Here is a 17,949-nt window from a genome sequence, read left to right on the forward strand (position 1 = left end):
TCGGTGCCGAACGCCCGTACGACATTCTGGTGCCGACCAATCGGCTGGCCGCCGGGCCGCTGCCACGCACTGTCCCCATCGCACGGTGCGGAGGCTGCGGCGATTACGACTCTTCGGGTACCGCTATCACGATCGCTCGCGTCGGTGATCTGGTGCGTTGGGAGTGGTCGAGGAAGGTGCCAATGGATCGTTCGGTCAATTTCGTTGCGGCCCAATATGATCGCGAGGTGATGCGGGTTGCGGCGGATCACTCGTGGGAGACCCCGGAGCGCACCGCCGGACGTCTCATCCTGACCGGCTTGGATGACGCCCGGCTACGCGCGTACGGCATTACTCCTGTCCGGGTCAGTAGGAATCCCGACGATCACGACATCCTGGAGATCTGGTTCGAGATCGATGACGACTACCAGGTGTTCGTCGACATCCCATGGCGCGATCGCAGTCCCGAGGAGATCGCGCATAAAGCCTGCGCAATCTTGGCCCGCCCGCCGCAGGAGTGGCATGCCCGTTGGCACGCCATCAAGTATGGGTTGCCCGCACCCGAGATCGCTGGCAGTCGTTGGGAGGAATGGAAGTTCTAGCGTTGCGACAGAAGGGCCTTCGGCCGAGCGGTTCGTCTCGGTCGAGGCGGAGTTCGTCGCCTTCGATGGCTCGCATCGCGCGGCCGGGCGCGCGGCCGACAGTCGCATCCCGTGGCCGCGCGCCCTAGTAGCCCTGCCGAAAGATCAAGGCATGCAATTACTTTGGCGGAGCTGCGCCGCCAACGTGTCCGAGATGGTCACCGATGTGCCCGGGGTGACCCCGTTCAGCGCGGAAACGTCGATGTCGGCGCGGGTCGCGCAGCCGAGCAAATCCGTGGTGACGGTGATGGTCTGGTCGGCGTGTGCGACACCCGCCCCTGCGGCGCATAAACCGGCCAGCAGTACAACCGAGGCACCCGCCTTGGCGAATCTCATGAGATGTCCTCCTTCGAATCGCGATCGTGTGAGTTTTCTCGATACCTGCACCGGTGGGCTTCCCTGATTGCGCGAAAGTAACCATCGACGGCCCGCAGCAAGTTGATCAACGCCATGATCGGACGCCGCACGCCCGACGGAGCGGCACCCGTCAGGCGGCGAAGACGGCGCGGACGACGGATTCGTCGCCGTCTATCTCCACCAGCCCGAGGGCGCGGGCGTCGCCGAGGGTGATGGCGCCCGCGGCGAGTCCGAGTATGTAGGCGGGGTCGGCGCGGACGGTGGCGTCGAGGTCGCGGCCGTCGTGCGGGGCGACCTCGAAGCCGGAGCGCGTCGCGCGGAGCTGGAAGGGTGGGCCGCCGATCTCGAGGCCCACCGTCGCCGAGGGGCGGACCGCGACCCGGGTGTCGAGCAGGGCGGGGACGGCGAGGGCGAGCCATCCGGGGCGGAAGGCGTCGCCGTCGGGGCCGCGCAGCATCAGCGGGGTGGACCAGCGGATCAGGCTTTCGATCGGCTGGCGCAGCTCGGCCCCCCACGGCGTAAGGGCGTATTCGACCGCATTGCCCGCCTCGGCCAGTCGCCGCTCGATCACGCCCGCGGTCTCGAGGTCGCGGAGCCGGTCGGCGAGCAGGTTGGTCGCGATGCCGGGGAGGCCGTCGATCAGGTCCCGGTAGCGGGCGGGGGCGATGAGGAGCTGGCGGACGATGAGCAGGTTCCACCGGTCGCCCACGACTTCGAGCGACCGGGCGAGCCCGCAGTACTGACCGTAGCTACGCATCATTCCTCTACTTGTCTTTCTCAAGTGTGCGTGACATTCTCAAGCATACCTTGCCGCCGAGCCCAAAGGGGGCCGCCATGGCCGATACCACCAGCAGCGTGCGGCCCGATTGGGTCGACGACGCCCTGTTCCCGTTCGAGAGCCGCTTCGTCGATATCGACGGGCACACCGTGCACTACGTCGACGAGGGGTCGGGGCCCACCCTGCTGCTCCTGCACGGCAACCCGACCTGGTCGTTCCTCTGGCGCGACGTGATTCGCGCGCTGCGCGACGACTTCCGCTGCGTCGCAATGGATTACCCCGGCTTCGGACTTTCGGCGGCGAAGCCCGGCTACCGTTATCTGCCCGAGGAGCACGCCGACGTGGTCACCGGATTCGTCGACGAGCTCGAACTGGAGGGGGTCACGCTGGTCGGGCAGGACTGGGGCGGTCTGATCGGCCTGGCCGTCGCGGAGCGTCGGCCGAACGTGTTCGATCGGCTGGTGCTCGCCAACACCTGGGCCTGGCCGGTCAACGGTGTTCTCCACTTCGAGTACTTCTCCCGCCTCTTCGGCGGACCCCTGGGCCGCTTCCTCGCCCAGCGGCTGAACTTCGTCGTCAACGTGTTCATCCCGTTGGGTCACCGGCGGCGGAAGCCGACGGCAGCCGAGATGGCCCACTACCGCCGGGCGATGGATACCCCCGAGCGGCGCAAGGCCTCCGCCGTATTCCCCGGGCGGGTCCTTGCCAGCCGAACCTTCTTCGCCGAGGTCGAGGCCGGACTTGCCGACCTCTCCCACCTGCCGACGCTGATCGTGTTGGGGTGACGCCGACATCGCCTTCCGCCCCCAGGAGCGCAAGCGCCTGGAAGCGACCTTCCCCGAGCACCGGACCGTGATCGTCGAGGGCGCGGGCACCTACGTGGAGTCCGACGCGCCCGCGGAGTTCGTCGCCGCGATCCGCGACTGGTCGGCGAAATAGGTCGGAGGCTATTCCGGCAGTTTCACGTCGCGAGATTCCTTGTCGGGCCGCAATCCTCGCCACGAGGGATGGCGAAGCCTGCCGTCTCCGGTCCATTCGGTGAAGGTCACCTCGCCGACGAGGGTCGGCTCGACCCAGACGGCGTCGGCGACGGGTGCCGCTACGGGTGCTGTATTGCGTTGCAGCGGTTCGAGTTTCGCATGTAGGTCGGCGAGCATGGCCTGGGTGAAGCCGGTGCCGACGTTTCCGATGTAGGTGAGTTCACCGGTGTCGTCGTGCACCGCCATGAGCAGTGAGCCGATCTGCCCGGCGCGCCGTCCGGCGCCCGGCCGCCAGCCGACGATCACGACCTCCTGATCGCGGATGTTCTTCACCTTGATCCACAGCGGGCTGCGTCGGCCCGGGGAATAAGGGCTGTCCACGCGTTTGCAGACAATTCCCTCCAATCCGAGGCGTCGCGATTCTTCGAGAACCGCGGCGCCGGATCCGTTCAGGCGAGCCGGGGTTTGCCAATTCGGGCCGCGTAAGTTGAGTTGTTCGAGTAATTCCCGTCGCTGCCGGTAGGGCAGGTCGATCAGTGAGCGATCCCCGATATGGAGTAGATCGAAAATCATATACGTGGCCGGGACGCTGTTGACCAGTGCGCGGATCGCGGCGGGATTGCGTTGATGCATCCGCGGCTGTAGCGCCTCGAACGAGGACCGCCCATCCGCGGCGAATGTGACGATTTCGCCGTCGACGACGAATGACGGATCCGATGGGGCGAGCCCGGCGAGTTCGGGCCAGGCCGCGGTGATGTTCTTGTCGTTTCGGGACATCAGCCGCAGGTCGCTATCGATATAGCCGATCGCGCGGACGCCATCGAATTTCACTTCGTAATTCCATTGCGAGTCGTTTCCGGGTATGACGCCGGCCGTGGCCAGCATCGGCGCATAGCGCGGCAGCCCCTTCATATCCGCCTCGCCGCCATCGCCGGTCCTCTCGCGAACTCGAACGCCGTTGCTCGACAGTCGCTCCAAGAATACCGACCGGTCTTTACTTCGAGGGAAATTACCGATGCAGATGTTCTCCGGCCAGGACGAGCGCCACCGCCAGTGCGAGTGCGGTGGCCCCGGAGATCAGCAGGGGGATGCGGCCGTCGGCATGCCAGGCGAGTCCGGCCCACAGTCCGGCGGCGAGGATGGCGGCGCCGGTGAGCCCTTGGTAGATGCCTTGGGCCGTGGATTGCCTTGCGGCAGGCGCGATATCGGCGATCCAGGCCTTACCGACACCGTCGGTGGCCGCGGCGAATCCGCCGTAGATCGGCAGGACGACGAAGACCCATCCCGGCGAGGTCGCGAGCCCGAGTCCGAGATAGCCCACCGCGAAACACACCAACCCGGCCGCGAAGACGAATTGCCGCGGCAGCATATCCGACACCGCGCCGGCCGGGTAGGACAGCAGCGCGTATGCGGCGTTGTAGGCGATGTAGGCGCCGATGACCCCGGCCACCGAAAGCCCGAGTTGGTGCGCGCGCAGCAGAAGCAGCGAGTCGGGGAAGTTCACCAGAGAGAAGACCGTCAGCACGCCGATCAACGTCTTCAATCGCGTCGAGAACCGTTGGGACGGTGGGTCATCCGGCTCATCGACTGTGCGATCCGTTGCGCTGGAAGAGTTTTCGCGAACCGCGGCGACCAGCGCGACGGCGGCCAGCGCGGGGACGACGGCGAGCACCATCAGCGGCCGCATGCGGTGGTCGAGCAGTTCGTAGAGCGCGAGCCCGAGCGCGGGCCCGGCGACCGCGCCGAGCGTGTCCATGGTGCGGTGGACCCCGAATATGCGGCCCTTGGCGGCGGGATCGGCGCCGACCATCAGCAGGGCATCGCGGGGTGCGCCGCGCACGCCCTTGCCGAGCCGATCCACACAGCGCCCGGCGAGCACGAGCGGCCAGGCGAACGCCGCGGCGACGATGACCTTGCCGAGCGCGGCGAGCGCGTATCCGAGCGCGATCAACGGCCGCTTGCGGTAGCGGTCCCCGAGGCGACCCGCGGCGATCTTGGTCAGCGCGGCGGCGGCCTCGGCCGCGCCTTCGACCGCGCCGACCACGGCGGCGGGCGCACCGAGGGTGACGGTGAGGAAGATCGGCAGAATCGGATACAGCAACTCGCCGGCGGTGTCGGCGAGGAAGCTGACCCCGCACAGCACCCGGAGATTCGGCGTCAGCCACGTCGGCAGGCGGCGGGCGTCCGGCGGAGTCGGCATGGGCGCACGCTACCCGGCCACGGCGGCTCAGGCGGGCGGGTGCGTCGCGATGACACCGGTGAGCAGGAAATCGATGCCCGCGAGGAATTGCTCGCGGTCGTCGTGCCCGCGGAGCTGATCGGCGATGGACCGGAGGAACGGATAGTCGTCGGGGTCGAGTTCTGCCCATGCCGCCGCCGCGTCGTCGAGGAATTCGCCGCGGTCCGGATGCTGTTCGCCGACGCGGGAGTTCTCGGCGTTCTGGCCCGCCGCGCCGAGGATGTAGTTCACCAGCGCCGAGGTGGCCGTGAACCAACTGCCCTCGGGCACGCCGAGCGCGCGGACCCGGCGACCGATGCTCTCGTAGATCCGCCGGGTCATCGAACCCCATGGGCTGCGAGCCAGCTGCATGGCGAGTTGCGTTCCGAGCCAAGGATGTTCGTCGATGGCGTCGAACAGGCCGAGCGCGATGGCGCGGATCTCGTCCTGCGCCGCGCCGGGAGTTTCGGCGGGCGCGATCGCCAGCGCGGCGGCGACGACGGTGTCGGTGGCGGCGGCGAGCAGCTCGTCCTTGTTCGCCACATGCCAGTAGATCGCCCCGGGCCCGGTGGCGAGGCGTTCGGTCAATGTCCGGAAGGTGAGCCCGCCCGCGCCGGTCGCGTCGAGCAGTTCGACGGCGGCTTCGACGATGGTCTCCCGGGAAAGCGCCGCTGCCCGACGTGTCCGCGTTGCCATGCCGCCATCTTGACACATCTGGAACGTTGCTCCAACATGGAACGGCATTCCATTTCTGGAATGGCATACCAGAAGGTCAGACCTCGAAGGAACCATCATGAAGATCACGATCATCGGTGCCGGGCTCGGCGGCCTGACACTGGCCCGCGTCCTGCACGTCAACGGCATCCCGGCCACGGTCTACGAGGCGGAGGACTCCCCGACCGCACGCGCGCAGGGCGGCATGCTCGACATCCACGACTACAACGGACAGCCCGCGCTGGCGGCGGCCGGTCTACTGGACGAGTTCCGCGGCCTCATCCTGGAAGGACGTCAAGCGCTGCGGATCCTCGATCGGGACGGAACGGTTCTACTCGACGAACCCGACGACGGTACGGGCGGACGCCCCGAGGTGCAGCGCGGCGAACTGCGACGGCTGCTGCTCGATTCGCTGCCGCCCGGCACCGTCCGGTGGGGCCACAAGCTCAGCGGCGCCCGCGCCATCGGCGAGGGCCGCCACGAGGTGACCTTCGCCGACGGCGGCACCGCGGTCACGGATCTGCTTGTCGGCGCCGACGGTGCGTGGTCGCGGGTCCGGCCGCTACTGTCCGCCGCCACACCCGAATACACCGGCATGTCATTCGTCGAGACCTATCTGTTCGACGCCGACACCCGTCATCCGGCCGCCGCGAAAGCCGTTGGCGGCGGGGCGCTCATCGCACCCGCGCCGGGCAAGGGCATTCAGGCCCACCGCGAGAGCGGCGAGACCCTGCACACCTACGTGGCGCTATCCAAACCCCGAAGTTGGTTCGCCGCAATCGATTTCACCGATCCGGCCGCCGTCGCGCGCATCGCGGGCGAATTCGACGGCTGGGCACCGGAACTCACCGCGCTCATCACCGAAAGCGACACCACACCGGTCCTGCGCCCGCTCAACACGCTGCCGATCGAACACCGTTGGGACCGGGTGCCGGGGGTGACATTGATCGGCGACGCCGCCCACCTCGCACCCCCGAACGGCGAAGGTGCCAACCTGGCCATGCAGGACGGCGCCGAACTCGGCAAGGCCATCGCCGCGCACCCCGACGACGTCGAGACCGCGCTGACCGAATACGAACAGGCACTGTTCCCGCGCGCCGCCGCGACCGCCGCCGACGGCGCCGAGGTCTTCGAGTTCATGTTCGGCGCCGACTCCCCGCACAGCATCGTGGACATGTTCACCGGGCACTGACCCCGGGCCTACACGGGTGCGGCAATCGGCGCGAGGATATCGGAAAGTCGTTGCAGCGCAGCCGGAACCACCCGGTAGTAAACCCAGGTGCCGCGTCGTTCCGAGGTCAATAATCCGGCTTCGCGCAGCACCTTGAGGTGGTGGGAGATGGTGGGCTGGGACAGGTCGAAGGCCGGGGTCAGCTCACAGACGCAGACCTCTTCGCCGCCGGCGGCGGCGATCAGCGACAGCAGCCGCAGCCGGACCGGATCGCCGAGCGCCTTGAACGCGCTCGCCAACTCGGCCGCCGCGGCGGCATCCAGCGGTGCGGACAACGTGGTGCAGCAGCCCGTCGTCGCGGCGATCAGCGGAAGTTCCTGTTTCGGCACACATCAATATTGACAGATATCGAATCAGGGCGGCAAACTTGCTTCGATAGATTTCGATACAACCCGTTCAGGAGTGATTTCTATGTCGGAACAGGGCAACGAGCTGCGTGAGACCGTGCGCGAGCGCTATGCGGCCGCCGCCGTGGCGGTCGCGGGCGGTGGCACCGCGACGGATTGTTGCGGCGGCAGCGGCTGCGGAGTGGAGATCGACGAACAATTCGGCGCGAGCCTGTACGGGGTCGCCGACCGCGATGCCTTGCCGATTCGGGCCGTCGCCGCATCGCTGGGCTGCGGCAACCCGACCGCGGTCGCCGAATTGCGCGTGGGCGAATCCGTGCTCGATCTCGGATCCGGCGGCGGCATCGACGTGCTGCTGTCGGCGCGCCGGGTCGGGCCGAGCGGCAAGGCATTCGGCGTCGATATGACCGATGAGATGCTGGCCCTCGCCCGGGAGAACGCGGCGAAGGCCGGTGTCACGAACGTCGAGTTCGTGAAGGGCACGATCGAGGCGATCCCGTTGCCCGACAACAGCATCGACGTGGTGATCTCCAACTGCGTCATCAACCTGTCGACCGACAAACCGGCGGTATTCGCCGAAATGGCAAGGGTGCTGGTACCTGGCGGGCGTATCGGGATCGCCGATGTCGTGGCCGACGACACCCTCACCCCCGCCCAGCGCGGTGAGCGCGGCGACTACGTCGGTTGCATCGCGGGGGCGCTGTCGTTCGGCGAGTATCGAAACTACTTGGCGGCGGCCGGATTCGGCGAAATCGAGATCACCGCGACGCATCCGGTGGCCGACGGGATGCACTCGGCGATCATCAAGGCCGTGAACCGCCGCTGAATTGATCAGACCCTACGCATCACCGAGACGACCTTGCCGAGCACGACGGCGGCATCACCGTCGATCACCTCGTACGCTGGATTGCGTGGCTCCAGGTAGACGTGCCCGTTGCGCCGCCGGTACACCTTGACGGTCGCCTCGCCGTCGATCATGGCGGCGACGATCTCCCCCGAATGCGCCTCGTGCTGTTTGCGGACGACCACGATATCGCCGTCGCAGATGGCCGCGTCGATCATCGAGTCGCCGCGCACCCGCAGCCCGAAAACCGTTCCGCGGCCGACGAGTTGGCGCGAGAGGGTGAGGACGTCGTCGGTGTGCTCCTCGGCGAGGATCGGGGTGCCCGCCGCGATATCGCCGACGACGGGCACCGGCACCGAATCCGTATCCTCCGTGCGCGGCTCGGCCGCCCGCAGGAACATCCGCACATCGATCGGCCGCGACACCGAACCGCTGCGCCGCAGAAAGCCCTTCTCCTCCAGGCTGTTCAGATGTTTCGACACCGACGAGGTCGAGCGCAGCCCGACGGCGTCGCCCAGTTCCCTGGTGCTGGGCGGATATCCGTACCGGACCACCCAATCCCGAATGGTGGCGAGGATCCGCTGCTGGCGCGGCGGCAGCAGTGAGGTGTCGAGGTGCTCGAACGCGTCGAGGTCGTATCCGGTCACCCCGGAGATGTTAGAGGTAGCGGCTCCCGGATCGGCGCAGGCTACCGCCGGGAGTCGACCTCGGCCCAGAACGCGGTGAGGTCGGCGCAAACCTGTTCGGGCCGTTCCTCGTTCGGCAGATGGCCGACGCCGGGGTAGACGACGCGCCGCGCGCCGAGGTCATCGGCGTAACGCTCGTGCACGGCGGGCGCCCACAGGTCGCCGGTGTCGCCGTAGGCGATGAGGATCGGCATCGCCGCGGCCCGCAGACCGGCGATATCGTCGTCGACGGTCTCCATGGTGTGCAGGATGCCGACGAGGTTCGCCTTCTTGGTCGCCATGATGCGTCGGTGCAGGAAGTCTCGTTTCGCGTCGGGGAGTGCGCTCATCGCGGAACTCATCTGCTCCCAGATCGCCTGCTGCCCACCGGCTTCCACCATCCCCGCGACCGATCGCGGTGGCGGGAAGGCGATATCGCGCACCGAAGTGGGCCCAGAGGCGAGCAGGGTCAGGCTGCGGAAGCGGCCCGGATCCGCGAGCACCGCGGCGCGGGAGACGTAACCGCCGAAGGAGTGGCCCACCAGGTGCACCGGCGCCCCGATTTGCTCGGCGACGCCCAGTAGATCGCCCGCGAAATCGCGCAGCGTGTAGTCGGCCGGATCGTCCGAACCGTCCGACTCCCACTGACCGCGCTGATCGTAAGCGACACAGTGGAATCCGGCCCGCGCCAGGCGCGGCAACATGGCCTCGAAATCCTCCTTGGAACCGGTGAAGCCCGGAACGAGCAGGGCGGTGCCGCGCACCTCGACGCCGTCCGGCGGCGCCGAACGCCACGCCGACAGCTGCCCCGCGCTCCCACGCAGGTCGAACGGCACGATTTCGGCGGTGTTCCCGGTGGCGTAACTCATCAATCCTCCTCGATTGCGACGACACGAGTGTGCCGACCACCGGCATCGTAACCGAGTACTCACTCGGTAATGTTATATATTCGAGACCATGACCGGACGGCACGGCAGACCGCGCGGCGACGCGCGCCGCGAACAGATCCTCGATGTGGCGCTGAAGACGTTCGCCGAGAACGGATTCCGTGGTGCGTCCCTGGCGGATATCGCGACGAACTGCGGACTCTCCCAACCCGGCCTGCTGCACCATTTCGCGAGCAAGACCGAGCTGCTCGCGGCGGTGCTGCAGCGCCGCGACGAAATCGACGCGCTGCGAATGGAATTCGACGGCAGACTGTCCGGCGTCGCCGCACTGGAGCGGCTGGTGCAGCTGGTCGAATACAACGCGCACCTGCCCGGGCTGGTGCGACTGTTCACGGTGGTGACCGGGGAGGCGGTGACCATCGACCACCCAGCGCACGAATGGGTCGTCGGCCGCTACCGCATGCTGGAGGCCTGGCTGGTGCGCGCGCTCGACGACGGCATCGCCGACGGCGCCATCCGGCCGGATACCGATACCGCCGCCCTCGCCCGCCAGGTATTCGCGATGATGGACGGCCTACAGTTGCAGTGGCTGCTCGATCCGGAACGAGTCGATATGCCGAAACTGTTCCGCGCCTACATCTCTCAGGTCACCTCGGCCATCGCCGCCGGGTAAGTTCGGGTCAGCAGAACACCCGCGCAAGCTCACCCGTCGGCGGGACGCGCGCCGGTTGTCCGCAGGCCGTCCATGGTGACCGCGAGCAGGCGGTCGGCCGCCTCGGGTGCGGTTTCGCAGGCGATGGCGATGCCGTGCCCGAAGCGCAGGAGGTCGCGCGGTTCGATATCGCCGCGCACCAGGCCGGCCGTCTGCGCGGGTTTCAGAATCGCGGTCGCCGCGTCGTTCATCAGGACGCGGCACAGCTCGAAGGTCTCCGACTCGCGGTCGATCAGCGCCTTCAGCGTCACCGCGAGACTGCGTTCCTCGAGCACCCAGCGCACCTGCCGCTGCAACCACATCTCCAGAGCCGTCTCCGGCGGATGGGTCGCGGCCAGCTCGTGCGCGTACGAGCTGAGCCGCTCGATACTCGACCGGTAGACGGCCTCGATGAGCGCGTCGCGGTTGGGGAAGTGCCGGTACAGGGTGCCCGCGCCGACCCCGGCGCGGCGGGCGATGTCATCCAGTGGCGCATCCGGTCCGTGTTCGGCGAAGGCCGCCCGCGCGGCCTCGACGATCCGCTCGTAATTGCGCCGCGCATCGGCGCGCATGGGCCGTGCGGTCGACGGTGCGTCCACTGATTCCTCCACTGGAAACGGATGAACTCTCCGTTTAGGCTTGCATAAACGGAGACCTTCTCCATATGCTAGCTCCTGTCCAAACGGAGACACTCTCCGCTTAGGTTCATCCCATGGAGCGTACTTGTCTACCAACACCATTGCCGCGGACATCCGTCCGGCCCTCGCCCGCCCACTGCGGCACGGCGTCGTGCTGGCCACCCTGCTGACCTGCCAATTGATGATCGTCCTCGACATCACCGTGATGAATGTCGCGCTGCCGCGCATCCGCACCGACCTGCACTTCAGCGCCACCGGCCTGTCCTGGGTGATGAACGCGTACACCCTGACCTTCGGCGGTCTGCTGCTGCTCGGCGGCCGCGCGGGCGATCTGTTCGGGCGGCGCAACCTGTTCGTCGTCGGCACCACCCTGTTCACCCTCGCCTCGCTGGCGGGCGGGCTCGCGCCGTCCGCGACCTGGCTGATCATCGCCCGCGTCGTCCAGGGCATCGGCGGCGCGATGGCGGGCCCGAGCACCCTCGCGCTGCTCACCACCACCTTCACCGAACCGAAGGCCAGGGTCCGGGTGCTCGCCCTGTTCTCCGGCATGTCCAGCGCGGGCTTCGCGATCGGCCTGATCATCGGCGGTCTGCTCACCCAGTGGCTGAGCTGGCGGTCCGCGCTGTTCATCAACGTGCCGTTCGGCGCGGCGGTCGGCGTGCTCGCGCTGCGCTACCTGCCCGATTCCGAGCGCAGGCCCGCCCACCTCGATCTGCCCGGCGCGTTCACCGCGACCGCCAGCATCGCGACGCTGGTGTACGGCTTCATCAGCGCGGCATCCGATGGCTGGTCGGCCACGACCACCGTGCTCTCGCTGGCCGTCGGCGCCGGACTGCTCGCCGCCTTCCTGACCATCGAAATGCGCACGGCCGAACCGCTGTTGCCGCTGCGCCTGTTCGTCGAGCGCAACCGCGCCGCCGCGTACGCCAATATGTTCCTCGGGCCGATGGCGGGCATGTCGATGTTCTTCTTCCTCACCCGGTACCTCCAGGAGGTACGCGGAATGAGCCCACTGACAACCGGTTTCGCCTTCCTGCCGACCGCGGTGATGATGTTCACCATGATCCGGCTGGTCCCGCGGCTGCTGCCCCGCCTCGGGCCCAAGCCGCTCACGCTGACCGGGACGGTATCGATGGGCACCGGATTGGCGCTGCTGACCCAACTTTCGACCGACAGCGCGTATTTCCCGATGCTGTTCGTCGCCACGCTGCTGCTGGGATGCGGTATCGGCCTTGCCTTTTCACCGCTGAACGTGATCATCATGTCCAGCGTGCCGAGCGCCGACGCCGGCGCGGCGGGCGGTGCGCTGCAGACCCTGCAGCAGACCGGGGCCGCACTCGGATTGGCCATCCTGGTCACGGTATTCGGCACCGCGGCCAAGGATGCGACGGGATCGCCCGAGCATGTGCTCGTCAGCGGCGTCACGGCGGCCTTCGCCGGTGCGGTCGGCATCGCGGCGCTGGCCTTCCTCGTCGCGCTGACCTTCCGCAGCGTGAAACCGGCTCGCGCATAAGGGGCGAGACCCGCGCCGGGTATGCGAGCGCCGCACTTGGCGGCTCGACCCGGCGCGGGTCTGGTTCCGCGGGTAGTTCGACACCCGCCGCCTTTCTGTACGGTAGGCAGAACTTTCGGTACCGGTTACCATGCGCGGGTGGCAAAGCTGAAGGTTTCCGTCGATGTGCCGATCCCGCCGGAGGACGCGTGGGCGCACACGTCCAATCTGGCCGACCTGGGCAAGTGGCTGACCATGCACGAGGCGTGGCGCGGGGAGGTGCCCGCGGAGCTGACCGTCGGCACCCAACTCGTCGGCGTCGCGACCGTGAAAGGCCTGCGCAACCGGGTGACCTGGACGGTGCGCGCCGCCGAACCGCCGCACAAGCTGGCCCTGCGCGGCGCGGGTAAGGGCGGGACCAAGCTGGGCCTGGAATTGCTTGTGCGGCCGAAGGGTTCGGGCTCCGAGGTCACGGTCGACATCGAATTGGGTGGCGCACCGCTGTTCGGTCCGATCGGCGCCGGGGTGGCGCGGGCGGTGAAGGGCGATATCGAACGATCGCTGGACAAGTTCGTCGCGCTGTACGGCTGAGGCCGAGCCCGCTCTCTTTGCGGAGCGGGCTTTTTCGATGATCAGAACTTCGGTCCCGCGGGCGGTTGATAATCCGGGCGCACCACCCGCATGGCCGCGATGTCGTCGCGGTCGCGCAGCGCGGGCATGCGCTGCCAGCGTTCGTGGAACCGGGCGAGCGCATCCCGGTCCAGTTCGATACCGAGTCCGGGCGCGTCGGTGACTTCGATTGCGCCGTCGTGGAATTCGAACGGCTCGGTGATCACCTCCTCCGCCTGCCACGGGTAATGGGTGTCGCAGGCGTGGTCCAGCTCGGCGATGGTGGCGGCGACGTGGGTCATGGCGGCGAGGCTGATGCCGAGATGGGTATTCGAATGCATCGAAACGCCTTTGCCGTATGCGCCGCATACCGCCGCCAGCTCCCGGGTGGCCAGCAGTCCGCCCCAGTAATGGTGATCGGATAGCACCACCTGCACCGCGTCCAGATCGAACGCCGGTTTGATCTCCGCCACCGAGGTCACCACCATATTGGTGGCCAACGGAATCCCGGTGCGGCGGTGCAGCTCCGCGAGATCGGTCAGCAGAGCGGTCGGATCCTCCAGGTATTCGACTGTGCCGGATAGCCTTTCGGCCACCTTCAGCGCGGTCTCGGCCGACCAGCCCGCATTCGGGTCCAGTCGCAGCGGATGGCCGGGAAACGCAACGGCCAACGCCTCGACGGCCGCACACTCCGCCTCCGGCTCGAACACCCCGCCCTTCAACTTGAAGGAGTGGAATCCGCCGTGCGCCTTGAACTTCCGCGCAAGTTCGACGACGCCGTCCGGATCGAGGGCCGCGCCCCACTCGTCGGCAGGGGCGTCCGCCATCGGATGTTCGGCCCATTTGTAGAACAGGTAGCCCGAGTAGTCGACGCGATCGCGCACCTTCCCGCCGAGCAGCGCGTGCACCGGCAGGCCGAGCTCACGGCCGTGCGCGTCCAGTGCGGCGACCTCGAAGGCGGACAGCACGCTCAGCCGGACCTTATCGGTGGTCAGTGCCCCGCGTAACCCGCTGGCCAGCGGGTTGTCATCGATCAGCCGGTCGCCGCTCGCCCGCTGCGCACCGAGCAACCGGATGGCGTTGATACCGGCCAGCGGCATGCCGATGAGCCGCGGCGCGAGTTCGGTCGCCCGCTCCAGGTAGCGGCGGTCCCCGTAGGTTTCGCCCAGACCCACCGTGCCGGAATCGGTCTCGACCTCGACGATCAGGCGCGGGGTGTACGGCTGGTGCACGCCGCCCACCAGCAGCAGCGGCGGATCGGCGATCAGGATCGGGGTGAGCCGGACGTCCTTGATAACGGCGGTCATACTTCAGCTTCGCTTTCCGTCGATACGTCGGGGTAGATCCCATGGATTGTGTTCACGCAGCGCGGGCGGCAGCAGCGCGTCGGGGAAGCCCTGCCAGGCCACCGGCCGCAAGAAACGGTCGATGGCCGCCGCGCCGACCGAGGTGGTCGTCGGCGTGGTGGTGGCCGGATAGGGTCCGCCGTGCTGCTGAGCCCAGCTCACCGCGACGCCGGTGGGCCAGTCGTTCCACAGCAGCCTGCCCGCCAGCGCGGCGAGCGCGGGCAGCAGCGGGCGGACGTCGTCGATCTCGCTGTCCTCGGCGAAAACCGTTGCGGTGAGGCCGGGTTCGAGTTCGCCGAGTAACCCGGCCAGCTCGTCGGCGTCCGCGTATTCGACCACCAGCGATGCGGGCCCGAAACATTCGTCCCGCAGCACCTGTCCGGCCGCCAGGAAATCGGCCGCCGGAACGCTCAGCAGGGTCGGCCGCAGCGAGCCCGGGTCCGGCGCGGAAATCGCTGTGACAGCCGGGTGTTCGCGGATGCTAGCAACACGGGTCGAATAGCCCTCGGCGATGCGGTCGTTCAGCAGCGGCTGCTCCGGTGCGGCGTCGACGGCGGCGCGCAGCGATTCGGTCAGGCCGTGTCCGGCCGGGAGCAGCAGCAGACCCGGTTTCGTACAGAACTGCCCGGCGCCGAGTGTGAACGAATTCAGGTATCCCGCAACGATTTCCGCCCCACGTGCGCGAACAGCGCCCGGCAGCACCACCACCGGATTGACGCTGCCCAGTTCCCCGTAGAACGGAATGGGGCGCGGTCGGCTCGTGGCGATATCGAACAGTGCGCGGCCGCCCGTCACCGAACCGGTGAACGAGGCCGCCGCGATATCCGGATGCCGCAGCGCGGCGACACCCGCATCGATGCCCGCTACCACCGCGAAAGTTCCTGCGGGCGCACTAGATTCGGCCAGCGCAGCGCGCACGATCGCACCCGTGCGCTCGGCGAGCCGCGGATGTCCCGGATGCGCCTTGACCACGACCGGGCACCCGGCCGCCAGCGCCGACGCGGTGTCACCGCCCGCGACGCTGAACGCGAACGGGAAATTGCTTGCGGCGAAGACCAATACCGGCCCGATCGGCACCATCGCGCGCCGGATGTCCGGCCGCGGACCCATCGGCCATCCCGGATCCGCGTGATCGACGGTAGCGCCGAGGAATTCACCGTCGGCCAGTACCTCGGCGAAGAACCGCAGCTGAAAGGTGGTGCGCAGCAACTCGCCACGCAGGCGCGGAGCCTCGGGTAGGTGAGTTTCCGCAGCGGCCAGCGGAATCAGTTCATCGGCGGCCGCATCCAATGCATCGGCGACGCGCGTCAACCAGCTCGCCCGCTCGGCGGGGGTGGTCTCGGCGATCGGCACGGCGGCGGCTGCCGCAGCCGCGATGATCCGGTTCAGATCGCTCGGCTCGGTATCCATGGGTCTCTCCTAACAGGCGCTGTCGGCGCATGGCCGGAGCGAAGGCGGCGGTACACCTAAGCTCGCACAACATATTCCGCGACGGTCCAGGCGCGCGCCTGTTCGGTGAGCGTCACGCCCAGCCCGGGCCGGTCGGACAGGTGCATGCGGCCGTCGCTGATCGCCAACCGTTCGGCGAACAGCACGTCGAACCATTCGAAATGTTCGACCCACGGTTCCAGCGGATACGCGGCGGCCAGGTGGACGTGCACCTCCTTCATGAAATGCGGTGCGAGCGCGAGGTTTTCCCGTTCCGCATGCGCCATGACCTTCAGGAACTGAGTGATGCCGCCGACCCGGGGCGCGTCGGGTTGCACGATATCGGCCCCGCCCGCCTGGATGAGCCGCGCGTGCTCGCCCGTGCTCACGAGCATTTCGCCGGTGGCGATCGGGGTGTCGAAGGCGGCGGCCAGCCCGGCGTGTCCCGCGAAATCGTAGGCGTCCAAGGGTTCTTCGATCCATTCCAGACCGAACGGCTCGAGGGCGCGGCACATGCGGCGGGCCGTCGCGCGATCCCACTGCTGGTTCGCGTCGACCATCAGCGGCAGCCGGTCGCCGAATTTCTCCCGGATCGCGGTGAGCCTGGCCAGATCGACGGACCGGTCCGGATGACCTAGCTTGATCTTGATCCCGCCGATACCCTGTGCGAGCGATTCGGCGGCGCGGTCGAGCACCTCGTCGATCGATGCGTGCAGGAAGCCGCCGGAGGTGTTGTAGCACCGCACCGAGTCACGATGCGCACCAAGTAGTTTGGCCAGCGGCAGCCCGGCCCGCTTGGCCTTCAGATCCCAGAGCGCGATATCGAATGCCGCGAGGGCCTGCACCGCGAGCCCAGCGCGGCCCACCGACGCACCCGCCCACATGAGCCGATCCCAGATCCGGCCGATATCGTTCGGATCGGCGCCGAGCAGTTCCGGGGCCAGTTCCCGCGCATGCGCGAATTGCCCTGGCCCACCGGCTCGTTTGGCATAGCTGATACCGAGACCGCGCAGCCCGGCCGCGGTGTCGATCTCGGCAAGCAGCACCGCGACCTCGGTCATCGGGCGCTGTCTGCCGGTGAGCACCTTGGCGTCGCTGATCCCGGCCGGCAGCGGCACCACCACCGAAGACAGTGCGACGCCGGTGATTTCGTCGACCGAACTCATCGCGCCACCGTGATGGTGCGCACCAGCTCGGTGAGTTCGTCGAGCTCGGCTTCGGTGAGGTTGGTCAGCGGCGGCCGCACCGATCCGGCGGGCCTGCCGATCGCGGCGAGCCCGGCCTTCACGATGGATACCGCGTAACCCGGTCTGCGGTCGCGGATATCGAGATACGGGATGACGAATTCGCGCAGCTTACGGTAGACGGCCGCCCGGTCGTGCGCCCGTACCGCCCGATAGAAATCGAGCGCGAACTCCGGGACGAAGTTGAAAATGGCCGAAGAGTATGTGGTAACGCCCATTTCGGTGTAGGGCAGCGCGAAGGTCTCCGCGGTCGGCAGCCCGCCGATGTAGGTCAACCGGTCGCCGAGCCGGGCGTAGACGCGGGTCATCGTCTCGATATTGCCGACGCCGTCCTTGAATCCGACCAGGTTCGGGCAGCGTTCGGCCATCCGCGCGACCGTCACGTCGTTCACCGCGGCGTTGGCGCGGCTGTAGAAGATCACGCCGAGCCCGGTCGCGCCGCAGACGGCGGCGACGTGTTCGACGATACCGTCGGGACCCGCCTCGGTGAGATACGGCGGCATCAGCAGAATCCCTTCCGCCCCAGCGGCTTCCGCGGCCCGCGCCTGTTCGATGGCCACCGCCGTGCCCGCCGTCGCGGGTGCCACCACCGGGATCCGGCCGCCGGTTTCGGCCACCGCGGCCCGCACCACCTGATCGATCTCCTGCGGGGTCAGCGAAAACCCCTCGCCGGTGCCGCCTGCCGCGAACAGCCCGGCGACCTCGTATTGGGCCAGCCAGGCGATGTGCTTGCGGTAGGCCGCCTCGTCGAAGGCGAGGTCGGCGTCGAAGTGGGTGACGGGGAACGAGAGCAGCCCGCGCCCTAGCGCTGGGCCCAGTTCTTCCGCGGACAGATGGGACACGGTCTTCCTCCTGGGACA

At 68.0% G+C, this 17,949-nt stretch carries 20 protein-coding genes; 7 read left to right on the forward strand and 13 right to left on the reverse strand.

Features of this window, described 5'->3' with window-relative positions:
• The first annotated feature begins 227 nt into the window (after positions 1 to 227).
• Positions 228 to 581, forward strand: a complete 354-nt coding sequence (locus LGY53_RS37805) for a hypothetical protein (protein ID WP_225731501.1) — start codon at positions 228 to 230, stop codon at positions 579 to 581.
• 144 nt (positions 582 to 725) lie between these two features.
• Here the strand turns inward: LGY53_RS37805 and LGY53_RS37810 are convergent, their stop codons facing one another.
• Both LGY53_RS37810 and LGY53_RS37815 read right to left on the reverse strand, forming a co-directional pair.
• Positions 726 to 956, reverse strand: coding sequence for a hypothetical protein (locus LGY53_RS37810; RefSeq protein WP_225731502.1), 231 nt, complete (start codon positions 954 to 956; stop codon positions 726 to 728).
• Between the two features lie 151 nt (positions 957 to 1,107).
• Positions 1,108 to 1,734: a helix-turn-helix domain-containing protein gene (locus tag LGY53_RS37815; protein WP_225731539.1), complete on the reverse strand. Its 627-nt coding sequence runs from the start codon at positions 1,732 to 1,734 to the stop codon at positions 1,108 to 1,110.
• Positions 1,735 to 1,811: 77 nt separating this feature from the next.
• Here LGY53_RS37815 and LGY53_RS37820 point away from each other — a divergent pair, with 77 nt between their 5' ends.
• Entirely contained in the window at positions 1,812 to 2,540 is a 729-nt protein-coding gene (locus LGY53_RS37820; RefSeq protein ID WP_225731503.1) for an alpha/beta fold hydrolase, read from the forward strand.
• 162 nt (positions 2,541 to 2,702) lie between these two features.
• Here the strand turns inward: LGY53_RS37820 and ligD are convergent, their stop codons facing one another.
• The 3 genes from ligD to LGY53_RS37835 all read right to left on the reverse strand — a co-directional run bounded on the left by ligD (position 2,703) and on the right by LGY53_RS37835 (position 5,649).
• A complete protein-coding gene (gene ligD / locus LGY53_RS37825; RefSeq protein ID WP_225731504.1) occupies positions 2,703 to 3,647 on the reverse strand; it encodes a non-homologous end-joining DNA ligase in 945 nt (314 codons plus the stop codon).
• A gap of 97 nt (positions 3,648 to 3,744) precedes the next feature.
• Positions 3,745 to 4,935: an MFS transporter gene (locus LGY53_RS37830; RefSeq protein WP_225731505.1), complete on the reverse strand. Its 1,191-nt coding sequence runs from the start codon at positions 4,933 to 4,935 to the stop codon at positions 3,745 to 3,747.
• Between the two features lie 27 nt (positions 4,936 to 4,962).
• Positions 4,963 to 5,649, reverse strand: a complete 687-nt coding sequence (locus LGY53_RS37835; RefSeq protein ID WP_225731506.1) for a TetR/AcrR family transcriptional regulator — start codon at positions 5,647 to 5,649, stop codon at positions 4,963 to 4,965.
• Between the two features lie 97 nt (positions 5,650 to 5,746).
• Here LGY53_RS37835 and LGY53_RS37840 point away from each other — a divergent pair, with 97 nt between their 5' ends.
• On the forward strand, positions 5,747 to 6,859 hold the full coding sequence (locus tag LGY53_RS37840; protein WP_225731507.1) for an NAD(P)/FAD-dependent oxidoreductase: 1,113 nt from the start codon (positions 5,747 to 5,749) through the stop codon (positions 6,857 to 6,859).
• Between the two features lie 8 nt (positions 6,860 to 6,867).
• On the opposite strand, the gene LGY53_RS37845 is transcribed toward LGY53_RS37840, so the two are convergent.
• On the reverse strand, positions 6,868 to 7,227 hold the full coding sequence (locus LGY53_RS37845; RefSeq protein WP_374111293.1) for an ArsR/SmtB family transcription factor: 360 nt from the start codon (positions 7,225 to 7,227) through the stop codon (positions 6,868 to 6,870).
• A gap of 82 nt (positions 7,228 to 7,309) precedes the next feature.
• Here LGY53_RS37845 and arsM point away from each other — a divergent pair, with 82 nt between their 5' ends.
• Positions 7,310 to 8,071 (forward strand): arsenite methyltransferase, encoded by a 762-nt coding sequence (gene arsM / locus LGY53_RS37850; RefSeq protein ID WP_225731508.1) that lies wholly within the window; start codon positions 7,310 to 7,312, stop codon positions 8,069 to 8,071.
• A gap of 5 nt (positions 8,072 to 8,076) precedes the next feature.
• On the opposite strand, the gene lexA is transcribed toward arsM, so the two are convergent.
• On the reverse strand, positions 8,077 to 8,736 hold the full coding sequence (gene lexA, locus LGY53_RS37855) for a transcriptional repressor LexA (RefSeq protein ID WP_225731509.1): 660 nt from the start codon (positions 8,734 to 8,736) through the stop codon (positions 8,077 to 8,079).
• 41 nt (positions 8,737 to 8,777) lie between these two features.
• Positions 8,778 to 9,623, reverse strand: a complete 846-nt coding sequence (locus tag LGY53_RS37860) for an alpha/beta fold hydrolase (RefSeq protein WP_225731510.1) — start codon at positions 9,621 to 9,623, stop codon at positions 8,778 to 8,780.
• An 88-nt stretch (positions 9,624 to 9,711) separates the two neighbouring features.
• Here LGY53_RS37860 and LGY53_RS37865 point away from each other — a divergent pair, with 88 nt between their 5' ends.
• Positions 9,712 to 10,314: a TetR/AcrR family transcriptional regulator gene (locus LGY53_RS37865; RefSeq protein ID WP_225731511.1), complete on the forward strand. Its 603-nt coding sequence runs from the start codon at positions 9,712 to 9,714 to the stop codon at positions 10,312 to 10,314.
• Between the two features lie 29 nt (positions 10,315 to 10,343).
• Here LGY53_RS37865 and LGY53_RS37870 read toward each other — a convergent pair whose 3' ends face one another.
• Positions 10,344 to 10,931: a TetR/AcrR family transcriptional regulator gene (locus LGY53_RS37870; protein ID WP_225731512.1), complete on the reverse strand. Its 588-nt coding sequence runs from the start codon at positions 10,929 to 10,931 to the stop codon at positions 10,344 to 10,346.
• Positions 10,932 to 11,055: 124 nt separating this feature from the next.
• Between LGY53_RS37870 and LGY53_RS37875 the strand changes: the two genes are divergently transcribed.
• Both LGY53_RS37875 and LGY53_RS37880 read left to right on the forward strand, forming a co-directional pair.
• On the forward strand, positions 11,056 to 12,483 hold the full coding sequence (locus LGY53_RS37875) for an MFS transporter (protein WP_225731513.1): 1,428 nt from the start codon (positions 11,056 to 11,058) through the stop codon (positions 12,481 to 12,483).
• Between the two features lie 138 nt (positions 12,484 to 12,621).
• Complete coding sequence (locus LGY53_RS37880) at positions 12,622 to 13,053, forward strand: SRPBCC family protein (RefSeq protein WP_225731514.1); 432 nt, start codon at positions 12,622 to 12,624, stop codon at positions 13,051 to 13,053.
• A 41-nt stretch (positions 13,054 to 13,094) separates the two neighbouring features.
• On the opposite strand, the gene LGY53_RS37885 is transcribed toward LGY53_RS37880, so the two are convergent.
• From LGY53_RS37885 to kdgD, 4 genes are read right to left on the reverse strand one after another with little or no spacing between them, the layout of a single operon-like run.
• Entirely contained in the window at positions 13,095 to 14,378 is a 1,284-nt protein-coding gene (locus LGY53_RS37885) for an enolase C-terminal domain-like protein (RefSeq protein ID WP_225731515.1), read from the reverse strand.
• 3 nt (positions 14,379 to 14,381) lie between these two features.
• Entirely contained in the window at positions 14,382 to 15,827 is a 1,446-nt protein-coding gene (locus LGY53_RS37890; RefSeq protein ID WP_225731516.1) for an aldehyde dehydrogenase (NADP(+)), read from the reverse strand.
• A 56-nt stretch (positions 15,828 to 15,883) separates the two neighbouring features.
• The gene (locus LGY53_RS37895; protein ID WP_225731517.1) at positions 15,884 to 17,011 is read right to left on the reverse strand and encodes a mandelate racemase/muconate lactonizing enzyme family protein; all 1,128 of its coding nucleotides are present in this window, start codon (positions 17,009 to 17,011) and stop codon (positions 15,884 to 15,886) included.
• The gene (gene kdgD / locus LGY53_RS37900) at positions 17,008 to 17,931 is read right to left on the reverse strand and encodes a 5-dehydro-4-deoxyglucarate dehydratase (RefSeq protein ID WP_225731518.1); all 924 of its coding nucleotides are present in this window, start codon (positions 17,929 to 17,931) and stop codon (positions 17,008 to 17,010) included. The genes LGY53_RS37895 and kdgD overlap by 4 nt, the downstream gene beginning before the upstream one ends.
• Positions 17,932 to 17,949: the final 18 nt, after the last annotated feature.

The sequence above is a fragment of the Nocardia sp. JCM 34519.1 genome, from assembly GCF_020361265.1.
In the GTDB taxonomy this organism is placed as follows: Bacteria; Actinomycetota; Actinomycetes; order Mycobacteriales; family Mycobacteriaceae; genus Nocardia; species Nocardia arthritidis_A.

Bases quoted from the DNA above. Each gene is read 5' to 3' on its own strand.
- LGY53_RS37810 (WP_225731502.1), bottom strand. From the start codon at position 956: ATGAGATTCGCCAAGGCGGGTGCCTCGGTTGTACTGCTGGCCGGTTTA.
- LGY53_RS37815 (WP_225731539.1), bottom strand. From the start codon at position 1,734: ATGCGTAGCTACGGTCAGTACTGCGGGCTCGCCCGGTCGCTCGAAGTC.
- LGY53_RS37820 (WP_225731503.1), top strand. From the start codon at position 1,812: ATGGCCGATACCACCAGCAGCGTGCGGCCCGATTGGGTCGACGACGCC.
- ligD (WP_225731504.1), bottom strand. From the start codon at position 3,647: ATGAAGGGGCTGCCGCGCTATGCGCCGATGCTGGCCACGGCCGGCGTC.
- LGY53_RS37830 (WP_225731505.1), bottom strand. From the start codon at position 4,935: ATGCCGACTCCGCCGGACGCCCGCCGCCTGCCGACGTGGCTGACGCCG.
- LGY53_RS37835 (WP_225731506.1), bottom strand. From the start codon at position 5,649: ATGGCAACGCGGACACGTCGGGCAGCGGCGCTTTCCCGGGAGACCATC.
- LGY53_RS37840 (WP_225731507.1), top strand. From the start codon at position 5,747: ATGAAGATCACGATCATCGGTGCCGGGCTCGGCGGCCTGACACTGGCC.
- arsM (WP_225731508.1), top strand. From the start codon at position 7,310: ATGTCGGAACAGGGCAACGAGCTGCGTGAGACCGTGCGCGAGCGCTAT.
- LGY53_RS37860 (WP_225731510.1), bottom strand. From the start codon at position 9,623: ATGAGTTACGCCACCGGGAACACCGCCGAAATCGTGCCGTTCGACCTG.
- LGY53_RS37865 (WP_225731511.1), top strand. From the start codon at position 9,712: ATGACCGGACGGCACGGCAGACCGCGCGGCGACGCGCGCCGCGAACAG.
- LGY53_RS37885 (WP_225731515.1), bottom strand. From the start codon at position 14,378: ATGACCGCCGTTATCAAGGACGTCCGGCTCACCCCGATCCTGATCGCC.
- LGY53_RS37890 (WP_225731516.1), bottom strand. From the start codon at position 15,827: ATGGATACCGAGCCGAGCGATCTGAACCGGATCATCGCGGCTGCGGCA.
- LGY53_RS37895 (WP_225731517.1), bottom strand. From the start codon at position 17,011: ATGAGTTCGGTCGACGAAATCACCGGCGTCGCACTGTCTTCGGTGGTG.